The sequence below is a fragment of the Prochlorococcus marinus XMU1411 genome, from assembly GCF_017696075.1.
GTDB classification, from domain to species: domain Bacteria; phylum Cyanobacteriota; class Cyanobacteriia; order PCC-6307; family Cyanobiaceae; genus Prochlorococcus_A; species Prochlorococcus_A marinus_V.
Window position 1 is genome coordinate 1 of sequence record NZ_JAAORI010000006.1, and the last position, 11556, is coordinate 11556.

General features: G+C 31.6%; 12 protein-coding genes, 1 tRNA gene and 1 pseudogene. 3 read left to right on the plus strand and 11 right to left on the minus strand.

Annotated elements, in window-relative coordinates:
* Window positions 1–57 precede the first annotated feature (57 nt).
* A pseudogene (psaA, locus tag HA145_RS08525) lies at window positions 58–537 on the minus strand (photosystem I core protein PsaA); the annotation flags it as partial.
* A 334-nt stretch (window positions 538–871) separates the two neighbouring features.
* Here psaA and cobJ point away from each other — a divergent pair.
* A complete protein-coding gene (gene cobJ, locus HA145_RS08530; protein WP_209128735.1) occupies window positions 872–2674 on the plus strand; it encodes a precorrin-3B C(17)-methyltransferase in 1803 nt (600 codons plus the stop codon).
* A gap of 92 nt (window positions 2675–2766) precedes the next feature.
* Window positions 2767–3555 (plus strand): TIGR01548 family HAD-type hydrolase, encoded by a 789-nt coding sequence (locus HA145_RS08535; RefSeq protein ID WP_209128736.1) that lies wholly within the window; start codon window positions 2767–2769, stop codon window positions 3553–3555.
* A 304-nt stretch (window positions 3556–3859) separates the two neighbouring features.
* Here the strand turns inward: HA145_RS08535 and HA145_RS08540 are convergent, their stop codons facing one another.
* The 4 genes from HA145_RS08540 to alr form a co-directional block, all read right to left on the minus strand.
* Window positions 3860–4801 carry a polysaccharide deacetylase family protein gene (locus HA145_RS08540; RefSeq protein ID WP_209128737.1) on the minus strand — a complete coding sequence of 314 codons (942 nt, stop codon included), beginning with the start codon at window positions 4799–4801 and terminating at the stop codon, window positions 3860–3862.
* A gap of 4 nt (window positions 4802–4805) precedes the next feature.
* Window positions 4806–5633: a formyltransferase family protein gene (locus HA145_RS08545; RefSeq protein WP_209128738.1), complete on the minus strand. Its 828-nt coding sequence runs from the start codon at window positions 5631–5633 to the stop codon at window positions 4806–4808.
* A gap of 427 nt (window positions 5634–6060) precedes the next feature.
* Window positions 6061–6149 (minus strand) — tRNA-Ser (locus HA145_RS08550).
* Between the two features lie 61 nt (window positions 6150–6210).
* Window positions 6211–7410 carry an alanine racemase gene (alr, locus tag HA145_RS08555; RefSeq protein WP_209128739.1) on the minus strand — a complete coding sequence of 400 codons (1200 nt, stop codon included), beginning with the start codon at window positions 7408–7410 and terminating at the stop codon, window positions 6211–6213.
* Between the two features lie 17 nt (window positions 7411–7427).
* Between alr and HA145_RS08560 the strand changes: the two genes are divergently transcribed.
* A complete protein-coding gene (locus HA145_RS08560; protein WP_209128740.1) occupies window positions 7428–7985 on the plus strand; it encodes an HNH endonuclease in 558 nt (185 codons plus the stop codon).
* A gap of 8 nt (window positions 7986–7993) precedes the next feature.
* On the opposite strand, the gene prfA is transcribed toward HA145_RS08560, so the two are convergent.
* From prfA to rplQ, 6 genes are all read right to left on the minus strand, one after another.
* Window positions 7994–9088, minus strand: a complete 1095-nt coding sequence (gene prfA, locus HA145_RS08565) for a peptide chain release factor 1 (RefSeq protein WP_209128741.1) — start codon at window positions 9086–9088, stop codon at window positions 7994–7996.
* 27 nt (window positions 9089–9115) lie between these two features.
* Window positions 9116–9376 carry a 50S ribosomal protein L31 gene (rpmE, locus tag HA145_RS08570; RefSeq protein ID WP_209128742.1) on the minus strand — a complete coding sequence of 87 codons (261 nt, stop codon included), beginning with the start codon at window positions 9374–9376 and terminating at the stop codon, window positions 9116–9118.
* 13 nt (window positions 9377–9389) lie between these two features.
* The gene (rpsI, locus tag HA145_RS08575; RefSeq protein WP_209128743.1) at window positions 9390–9800 is read right to left on the minus strand and encodes a 30S ribosomal protein S9; all 411 of its coding nucleotides are present in this window, start codon (window positions 9798–9800) and stop codon (window positions 9390–9392) included.
* A gap of 9 nt (window positions 9801–9809) precedes the next feature.
* Window positions 9810–10241 carry a 50S ribosomal protein L13 gene (gene rplM / locus HA145_RS08580; RefSeq protein WP_209128744.1) on the minus strand — a complete coding sequence of 144 codons (432 nt, stop codon included), beginning with the start codon at window positions 10239–10241 and terminating at the stop codon, window positions 9810–9812.
* A gap of 116 nt (window positions 10242–10357) precedes the next feature.
* Window positions 10358–11164 (minus strand): tRNA pseudouridine(38-40) synthase TruA, encoded by an 807-nt coding sequence (gene truA / locus HA145_RS08585; RefSeq protein WP_209128745.1) that lies wholly within the window; start codon window positions 11162–11164, stop codon window positions 10358–10360.
* A 37-nt stretch (window positions 11165–11201) separates the two neighbouring features.
* The gene (gene rplQ / locus HA145_RS08590) at window positions 11202–11552 is read right to left on the minus strand and encodes a 50S ribosomal protein L17 (protein ID WP_012008432.1); all 351 of its coding nucleotides are present in this window, start codon (window positions 11550–11552) and stop codon (window positions 11202–11204) included.
* Between the last annotated feature and the right edge of the window lie 4 nt (window positions 11553–11556).

Consider the following 11556-nt stretch of genomic DNA (forward strand, 5'->3'; position numbering starts at 1 on the left):
CCCGCTATTTTGAGATGATCAACGATTGCGTCGAAGCTTTTTTTGATTATCTGGGTCACTCTCATTAGTAATTCCCCATGCTCGCCACATGTGGAATATTCCTGAACTAATTTGAATACCGTTGTAGTTAGCACCAAGGTCAGCATTAAGCATTTCTTGACCAACGATTGCCCATACTTGCTGAGCTCCTGGTTTAACATGAGTTGGATCAGCTAACCAACCTGAGTAATTAGAAAATCTTGCTCCATGGAAAAATGCAGCACTCATCCATATAAAAATGACTGCAAGATGTCCAAAATGAGCTGAGAAGATTTTTCTTGTTGCTTCTTCAGCATCGCCTGTATGCACATCGAAATCATGTGCATCAGCATGCAAATTCCAGATCCAAGTTGTAGTTTTTGGACCTTTAGATAATTTACTTGACCAGAATCCTGGCTTATCTAATTTGGCAAAATCAATAGGTCTTGGATCGGCCTTGACAGGATCTTCCAAAACTTTTTTGTTTTTTTCTCCACTTTCTGGTGGGCTGATGGTCATCTAGCACCTCGAAAATAATTGACATTAAAGCCGATTGATCGGATCTTGAACCTATTTTTAATGATAATGTTCAAGAAAACGAATCCCTCGGAACTTTAGATATTCGTTTCAAAAATAATAAGGCAAAGATTCTTTCGTTATGCATTAACGTAACAAATGTTCTAATGATTGTTACTATATGAATATTTTGTTAAATTCTTGTCTATGACTATATTATGAGTATTTTTACTCAAAATTTATATAAATTTCTTAAATTTTTTTTTATATTTCAAAGAAAATTTTTAAAATCCAGCGACAGGATATAATTTCAAAGTTACTATCAATAGTTTCTGATTTGAAAGGTATTGCTATAGGTCTATCTAATAATTCAAAAGAAATTTTAAAAAGGCTTAAAAAAACCGAATTTGTCAACGATATATATATTGCAGGTTCTTCAAAAGATGATGGAAAGGAAAATGAAACTATTCAAGTACAAAAACCTAGAGACATCTTACTTAAAAAATGGCAGGAGGTGGATTTAATAATTTTTATAGGCTCAATTGCTGCATCAATACGCATAATAAATTCTTTTTTAACCTCTAAAGATCAAGATCCAGGTGTAATAGTTTTAGATAACAAATGTTCCAAGATAGTTCCTTTAATTGGCTTACATCAATCAAATACTCAAAATATTGCATGTCAAGTTGCTAATTTATTTGGTGGCGAAATAATAGAGACTAATAATTCTATTGATCAAAGCTTCTTAAATCTTGATGCATTTGGGAATCAATGGGGTTGGAAAAGATCTGGCAACATAAATGATTGGTCAAAACTAGTAATTAAACAAGCTAATTACAAAGAAATATTTTGCAAACAATTATCTGGTAATACTTTATGGAAAACTTCAGAATCAGCTGAGATTATTAATCAAATTTATGAAATAGAAACTGAAAAACCAGATTCAACATTTCATGTAAGCATATTCAAAAATCATGAAACTACTTGGCATCCGCCCGTATTATGGGTTGGTATTGGATGCGAGAGAAATACGAACAAAGAATTAATAGAAAATTCTCTAAATAATTTTTTGGAGTCAGGAAATTTATCACGGCAATCAATTGCTGGATTTGCAACTATTGATATTAAAAAAGATGAGAAAGGAATTTTAGAACTTGCGGAAGAAGAAAACTTACCTATAAAGTTTTTTAGTAAAGAAGATCTTTCAACAATAATTGTTCCAAATCCTTCAAGTGTTGTAGAAAAGGAAATTGGCATCCCCTCTGTAGCAGAAGCATCTTGCTTACTCGCAGCAGGAGAAGAATCAAAATTATTAGAAGAAAAAAGAATTTTTAAAAATCAATCTGGGGCAGTAACTATCGCTGTAGCAGAATCAAAAAATCAATATAATCCAACCCATGGCGAAATACATATTATTGGAAGTGGGCCTGGTGATATCTCCTTCCTAACCAGTAATGCAAAAAAAGCACTTTCAAGATGTACCGTTTGGATCGGATACAAAATGTATTTAGATTTAATTAAGTCATTAAAAAGGAGTGACCAAGTTTTAATTGAAAGTAAACTTACTGAAGAAAAAGAGAGATGTAGTAAAGCAATTAAACTAGCTGAGGAAGGAATAAAAGTGGCTTTAATTTCTTCGGGTGAATCTGGATTTTATGGCATGGCAGGTTTACTTTTAGAATTACTTCAAAAAATCAAAAAAGAATATAGACCTTACTTTGAAGTACATCCAGGTATAAGTAGTGTTCAATTAGCGGCTGCGATTAGTGGAGCACCACTTATGAATGACTTTTGTTCTGTAAGCTTAAGCGATAAATTAACTCCATGGTCTTTAATAGAAAAAAGAATTGAAGGAGCTCTTGTAGGTGACTTTGTAATAGCTTTATTTAATCCTCAATCCATTGAAAGAAATTGGCAGCTAAAAAGTGTAATTGATATATGTTTACAATTTAGGCATGGTGATACTCCAGTTTTAATAGCTAGACAAGTAGGGCGAGAAAATCAAACCAAAAATTTTTTCACTTTAAACACCATGCCTTTTAAGGAGATTGATATGTTATCAATCATTATTATTGGCAATTCTCAAACAACCTTAGTTGACGAAATATTTCTCACTCCCAGAGGATATTTACAAAATTAAGTTCAAATAATCCATAATTTTTTAAATAGAATGTTTTTCTTTGCTTTTTCTTTATAAGAATACTAATCTTTGGTAAAAGAAAAAAAAATTCGTTGGAAAAAATTGGTTTAATTTTATTCGATATAGATGGTGTAATACGCAGCGTAGAAAACAGTTATAGACTTTCATTAAAAAAAACAGTTCACAAATTTTCAGGATGGGAGCCAAGTTATATAGATATTGATAATGCAAAAAATGAAGGGATTTGGAATAATGACTGGGATTTAAGTTTAGAACTGATTAAAAGATTTATAAAAAAAGAAAAATTAAATCTTGAAATACCGCGCAGGGAAGTAATAGTAAAGTGTTTTGAAAAGTTTTACTTTGGAGGAGATCCCAGTAAAGAAAGTAAAAATTGGTTGGGTTTCATAACAAATGAGGAGTTATTAGTTGATAAAAAGTTTTTTGATTCATTAGAAATAAAAGGAATAATTTGGGGTTTTGTGAGTGGTGCAGAGTCTGCTTCTGCAAAATTTGTTTTAGAAAAAAGAATTGGATTAAAATCACCCCCATTAATATCTATGGGAGATGCTCCTGATAAGCCTAATCCTGAAGGTTTGATTAGATTATCAAAAAAGCTTATTGGGAATAAACTTGGCGCATCAAATATTCCCATTGCTTATGTTGGCGATACTATTGCAGATATTAATACGGTTATAAATGCCAGGAAGGAAATACCTTCTCAGAAATTTATAAGTATTGGAATAGCTCCTCCTCATTTACATTTAAATTCCCGATTAAAAGAACGTAATTCATACGAAAAAAATCTAGAGAAAGCAGGCGCAGACTTGATTTTAAATTCTATTAATGACCTAAAAAATATTAATCTTGAATTATTTTAAAAAATATAAATTCAAAAAATATTTATCAATTAATGAGAAGGAGGAGTTTAGAGTGAAACTATTTGAAAGCAATTAGAACTAGTTGGAGCTAAAGGGAAGTATAAAAAATAAGGAAGGAGGATTTTCTTCCCTGAATCCAACACCCTCTGCTTTTACTGCAATTTGGTCTACCTAATTTGAAAGATATAGGACGGTATAGTTCTCGCAGAATAATTTTCAAAAAGGAAGTTTGATAATATCAAAAATCAACAATAGCAGAGTCTCACTCTGCCGAGTAGATAAAATATTGCATTAAAAAAAAGGATTATCTCTTTAAAAATAGTTCCCTAATTTGATTACAATCATATCTAGGAATCTCAAATAGATTATTTTTTATAGTCTCCTTATTAATACTTCTTTGTTCTACTGAAATTGCATTATGGTAATTAACTTCTTTCAATAATCTTAAAGTATTTTGGTTATAACTTTTTCTCCCTCCATATGGATAACAAAATGAATTAATATCTTCTGAGATTAAGTCTTCAAGAAATTTCTTTGAACTAGATAATTCTTCTTTTTGGTTTTTTTTATCTAATCTTGATAATAAAGTATGTGATACTCCATGACTTCCTATCTCAAAACCCATTTCAGATATTTCTTTAATTTCATCAAATGAGAGATATAAATCCTCAGCTTTTTTTAAAATTCCTAATTTTCTTATTATTTCATTAAGTAAAACATCTCTCACTCCAATTGATCCATAAAAATTAATTAAACGTTTGAACTCTTTTATTTTTGTATTAGCATCAAATCTTGAATAAGCATTTTTATAATTTTCTTTTTCAATCTCATAATTATTATGATCTGTTATTGAAATATCTAAATGATTACATGCTTCAAAAAGCAAATCTAATGAATTTTCACCTTCTTTAGATAATATTAAATGTGCCTTATGAACATGGAGTATTTCATTATTTAAATAGGGTTGAGTAGGTATATAAAATGTACCTTTAGTAATACCTAAATTTTTTAAGATTTTTGCTGCATTTAAATGGTCTTTTAATCCATCATCAAAAGTAAGCAAAATGACTTTATTTAAATCTTCATCTTTTTTGAGAGAATTAATTGCCTCAGTTACATTTTTAAATTCATAACCTAAACTAATTAAATTTTTTATTTCTTTTGCGAAATCATCAATTTCCTTATGTTTTGAATAGGGAAAATTTAAATCAAATTTCCTTACATAATGGAACATTAATGCTTTCATAATTTCAAGTTTTAAGCCAATCTTGTTCCCTGATAGGTACATTATTGCATCTATCTTTTTGATTTAAAAGATATTGATCAAGCATACCGTTTTGAAAATTATTATACATTTTAATTACACTTTCCCTAGAAAAGTCAGATTTTTTATAAATTAGCCTTTTACTATTTTTATTAGTATTATTTTTTACAGGATCTTCTAAACCAAATTGCAAGTTTCTCTCAGCAATTTTTGAATAGGTCTTAAAAGAATGAATTAAGAATCTATTTGATAATTGATGAAATGAATCAGTAACATTAATTATTGGTCTTGTTTGATGTATGATTTCTCCAGTATCAATGCCTTCATCAAGATACATAAAAGTACTTCCTGCATATTCAGGCTCATTGTTTACAAAAGGAAAATAATTAGTACCTGCACCCCTGTAATAAGGACTTAAACCTAAATGGAGATTCAAAATCTTCCTTTTAAAGGTATTAATAATTTCGCCTTTTATTATTGACGTACCGAAAACCAAAATTTGCCTTGGATTTATTTCTTTTAGAATCTCAAGACAATCTTTACTTGAAAACCAAAACTTTGGAACAATATCTGAGATAGATTTTATTTTGTTTTGCATATTTATGTATAGTTCGAAGAAATCTTTTTCTGCAAGCGATCTTGCTTCTAAATGACCTAATTCAACAACATTATTTTTCCTTTTCTCTACCAATTCATTCAGAGGCGAACCTTCTTCATGAAAAACTTTTACTAAATCTAAGTTTATATTATTGTTTATAATCGCTGCAAATGCTTTATGTCTAAGTGAACTGGAAGTAAAAATTACTGTAGACATTAATTTTATAAATTAAGCAATAATAGCATTCAGAAGATTGTGAACATAAAAGAAGGTCTCTGATCTTTCTATTTATGGAAACATATCACTATAAATTGCTACTAGGGCGTATCATATACGATGCTCTTCAATAATACGGTGAGGGAGGAAATCGGACTGGAAATATTTGGCAACGCTAGGCAACCATAGGCAACGTTAGACAATCAAATTTATAAATTTTTATTTTTACTCACAACATTTCTCTGCAAAAGGATTACTATTACTTGAGAAAATAAAAATCTAAAAATTGTTAGCCTCACAACATAGCTCACAACATGATTTAGTAAATTATGGCATTGTGAGACAGCCATAGGCTTAAAGAATTATCAATACCCTCTGCTATTACTGATTTTTTTATTTCGTCACATCCTCAGGCAACAGATTGGGACGGAGAGGGAGGGATTCGAACCCTCGACAAAAGTTACCTCCTGTAACTCCTTAGCAGGGAGCCGCTTTCAACCACTCAGCCACCTCTCCAGTTCTTATACATTATCAATATTTTTGCAAACATTCAAAATTTTTTATTTAATCGAAATGTCTAATCAACCTGAACTCTTGGCAATCTATTTTTAAACGAACAAATAATTTCCCATGGAATAGTGTTAGATTCTCTTGCCCAGTCAACGGGAGAAATTGTTTTGTCTCCGTCAGATCCTAACAATAGCATCGTACTACCAATTTTAATATCATTTGAACCTGTTATGTCTACCATCATTTGATCCATAGTTATAGAACCAACTTGCGGATAAAGTTTACTATTGTGCATAACATTTATCTTTCCTGAGAGTTTCCTTGGGACTCCATCGGCATAACCAATACTTAATACAGCTAACTTAGTTTTTCTACTGCTAACAAATTTTCCTCCATAACTTACACTTACCCCTTTATCAATAATTCTTATAAACGCTACTTTGACCTTTAAAAATAAAGCTGGGTTAAGCGATAAATTTTTATGAATTGTCGAAATAGGACTATATCCATACATAGAAAGCCCAACTCTTACCATATGAAAATGAAAATCTTTATTTAGAAGCATGCCCGCAGAATTAGCCAAATGAATCTTAATATTGTGATTCCTATCAATATTTATTTGGTTTAATAATTCCTCAAACTTCTTTCTTTGCAATTGCGAACTACTTTTAGCTTCTGATGAGTTTTTATCATCTGCAGATGATAAATGACTGTAAATCCCCTCTATAGAAATATTTTCAAAAGATTTTATTTTTTCAAATTGCTGAACAAATTTATTATATTCAAACCCTAATCTTGACATTCCTGTATCAACTTTTAAATGTAAAGGAAATCTCAAACCAAAGTGGTTACCAATATTATTACAAATTAAACATTCTCTTAAACTACTGATAGTTGGCATAAGATCATTTTTAAAAGATATTATTAAATCCCTTTTCGTATAAAGATTACCAAGGATAAGAATTGGTTTTTTAATCCCAGAAGAACGAAGCTTAATACCTTCTTTTAAAGTTGCAACTCCTAGTTGGGAAGCCCCACCTTTGATAGCATATTCAGCAACTACTTTCGCATCATGTCCATATCCATCAGCTTTAACCACTGCCATAAATTGACAGCTTTTACTTAATTTTGATCTTAACTGTCTGACATTTGATTCCAATGCTTTTCCACTAACTTCAATCCATGCTCTTTGTTTCGGATCTATATCTTTTTCAAAAGTTGAATTTTTGTCAAAATTAAATCCCTGAATTGTTTGCTGAATTTGCATTAACTTTGCACAATTATATGCGTTTATTGAAATATACAGTTAGCATGACATGTAAATTGTATTTTGGCATGGGCCAGACTCTAGTTTTAAATGCATCTTATGAACCTTTAAACATTACTTCTTGGAAAAGAGCAGTTATTTTAATGATAAAAGGTAAAGCAGAAAGTTTAGAGGAAGATAAATCTTATTCAATACATTGCGGCAGAAAATTACCTACAGTTATAAGACTTCGTTACTACGTAAAAGTACCTTTTAGAGAAGTTTCCTTAACAAGAAAAAATATTCTTCTTAGGGATAATAATGCATGCCAATACTGTAACTATAGGGGTAGTGATTTATCAATCGATCATGTTCTCCCTAGAAGCAGAGGTGGGACTGATAACTGGGAAAATGTTACTACGGCATGTCTTAGATGTAACGTCCAAAAAGGTAATCGGACTCCAGAAGAAGCAAATATGCCTTTAAAGCGTAAACCTTACCGTCCACTAAGTAATCTTAATTTTGAGGCGACAAGACAAATTGATTCTGGCAGACATAAAGAATGGAGTAAATATGTAATAGGCGTTGCAATATAAATAAAATTTTAATCGACTTCATTATTAAAATTTTCCATCATTCTCTTTTGTTCTTGTGCTATGCATGCATCAATAACTTCATCCAATTGACCAGCAAGAATTGGTTCAAGTGAAAAATTAGAACCTAATCTATGATCAGTTGTCCTGTTATCTTTAAAGTTATAAGTTCTAATTTTTTCGCTCCTATCGCCTGTTCCAACCTGTGAAAGCCTCTGCGATCTCTCTTTTGCATTAGCTTCTTTTAATTGAATTTCATATAATTTAGCTCTTAAAATTTCCATTGCTCGTTCGCGATTTTGTAATTGCGATCTTTCTTGAGTACAAAATACTCTTATTCCAGTGGGCTTGTGGAGAAGGTCAATAGCAGTCTCTACTTTATTAACATTTTGTCCACCCGCACCTCCTGATCTTGCTGTACCAACTTCTAAATCAGTAGGGTCAATCTTAACCTCAACAGGATCAGCCTCAGGCATGACAGCTACTGTTGCTGTAGAAGTGTGTACTCTACCTTGTGATTCAGTAGCTGGAACTCTTTGAACTCTATGTACACCAGCCTCAAATTTCAGTTGACTATATACAGAATCACCCTTTACCGAGATAACTAATTCCTTAAATCCTCCCATATCCGCCTCGGAAGCACTAACAGGTTTTACAGACCATCCATTTTTTTGTCCGTATCTTTCATACATTCTCGCTAAATCACCCGCCCATATACAAGCTTCGTTACCACCGGCACCGGCTCTGATTTCTAACATTACACTTCTCTCATCTCTCGGATCTTTAGGCAATAAAGCGATTGTTGTTTTTTGAATAAGTTTATTCTTGGATTCCTCAAGATTAATTAACTCTTCATTTATTAAAGATTCCATCTCTTTATCATTTCTATTCTCTTTCAATAGATTTTTTGAATCTTCAATTTCCTTATCAGTATCAATCAACTTATTAAAATCAATCACCAAAGGTTCCAATTTTGATCTTTCTCTAGCTATTGATTCTAATTTTTTAGGATCATTAGCTACATCAGGATCTGCAAGCTGCACTTCTAAACTTTTAAAACTTTCCAAAGCAGTTTTCAACCTTGCGATTAGTGTTGAGTATTCCAATTGAAATTATGCTTAATTTTGAAAAATCTATTTATTAGAATCTTTTTCTTCTTTTTGCTCTTCAGATGTATTTGAATTAGCTGAACCCATTCCATATTTTTTCATAAACCTATCAACTCTACCTTCAGTATCAAGAATTTTCTGAGTTCCAGTAAAGAAGGGATGATTACCACTCCATACATCAACATGTAGTTCAGGCTGCGTTGAACCTGTCGTCATTACAACTTCTCCATTACAAATAACTTTTGCATCTGGATACCATTTTGGGTGGATTTCTGATTTTGGCATGATTGAAATTTCTTTAACGTTTGGAAAATTGTGGAGCTTTTCTAGCTTTTTTAAGACCATATTTTCTTCTTTCCTTTGCTCTAGGATCTCTACTTAGATGGCCTTCAGTTTTTAGAGGTTTCCTGTTGTCTGGGGATAATTCACAAAGTGCTCTTGCTGCACCTTGCTTAATAGCGTCTGCTTGACCTGTCAATCCACCACCAAAAACATTAACAAAAATATCATAAGAATTTTCTAGGCCTAACGTTTGCAAAGGGGCTTTTATTGAATTTAAGTGCAGAGGATTAAAGTTTAAGTAATCATCTCCAGAACGGCCATTAATTTTAATTTGTCCATTCCCTGGAATCAAGCGAACTCTGGCTACTGAAGTTTTTCTTCTTCCAGTCCCCCAATAAACAGCTTTGTTTTTTATTTGACTATTCATTTTAATAAATTAACTATTCAATAATACAGGATTCTGGGCAGCATGAGGATGATCAGCCCCTTTATAAACTTTTAGTTTTTTAAATTGCTGTCTTCCTAGAGAATTGTGAGGAAGCATACCCTTAACGGCTTGCTCAATAATTCTTTCTGGAATTCTTTCTTGAAGAGACTCAAATTTTTCAATTTTCATTCCTCCTGGTCTGCCAGAATGTCTTCTATATAACTTTTGTGATGCTTTTTTTCCAGTAACTTCAACTTGTTCGGCATTTATAACAATAACAAAATCCCCAGTATCTAAGTGAGGTGTAAATGTTGGTTTATTTTTTCCTCTTAAAACAGTTGCAATTTCAGTAGCAAGTCTCCCAAGTGTCTTATCTTTTGCGTCAACTAAAAACCAATTTCTTTTAATAGTTTCTAAAGACGGAGTAATTGTTTTATTCATTTACCAAACTTATACAAATAAATTTAATTCAGTTTTTAATTTTACCTTATTGGAGGAGTATTAAACAATAATTTTGGTTTTTTTTAGACAAAATAACTTGATTTAATCAAATTTAGTTAAGAAAAACCCTTAATTAAAAAAACTGGGAAAAAATCATGTTTATTAATCTTCTTAAAAACATTTACTTCATAAACAGCATTTACAAAGCACAAGCCCTTAGCTGGAGCAGATTCTTTAACATCATTTTTCCTCTTATTAACCCATCTATCTGTGAAAATTTCTGGAGATATTTTTTTTTCACCAACTAAAACTAATTGACCAACAATTAAACGGACCATTCCATAAAGAAAACCAGTAGCTTTAATGTCTATTAAAATTAAATCCTCCACTCTTTTAATATCTATATTTTTTATTTTTGTAATTGAGGTTGTCCTGTTGCTTCCAGTTTTCTGAAAAGCAAAAAAATCATGCTCTCCTACCATCTCCTTTGATGCATTTGACATAAGAACTTCATCTAACACTTTTTGATACCTATGCCATGACCAGTTATTTATGAACAAGTTCGAGAACTTACTGTTATTGATGACATATCGATAATGTCTATACATTGCTGTATAGCATGCATGCCAATTATCCTTAACTTCAACTGATTCCAAGATTCTTATTGTTGAGGGTAAAAGATTATTAAGTACATCTGAGTAACGATTGCCTGGAATAATATTATCAATATCAAAGTGAACTACTTGCCCTGATGCATGAACCCCAGCATCAGTTCTACCTGCTGCAAAAGTATTTACAGGATGGAGTGTAATTTTTGAAAGAGCTTTTTCTAGAGTTTCCTGAACTGTAATTGCATTTTTTTGTCTTTGCCATCCTGAAAATTTGGATCCATCATATTGAATTAATAAAGCTACCCTTTTCAAAAGTTTTATTTTCTAGAAAAGCCCTTTATTTATTAAATTAAACAAGCTCAATTATAGCCATTTGTGCATTGTCTCCCTTTCTAGAGACGGTTCTGACTATCCTTGTATAACCTCCCTCCCTGTCTCCATATCTTTCCTTTGCTTTTTCGAATAATGAATGAACTAATTTCTTATCATATATATATCCAATAGCTCTTCTTCTTGAAGCCAAACTACCGTCTTTAGCAAGAGAAATCATCCTTTCAGCCTCGTTTCTTAAAGCTTTTGCCCTAGCCTTTGTTGTTGTTACCCTACCTTCCCTAATTAACTGCGTAGTTAAACCTCTTAAAAGTGCTTTCCTCTGATCAGCAGGTTTACTCAATAACGGAATTCTAAGTTGGTGTCTCATAATC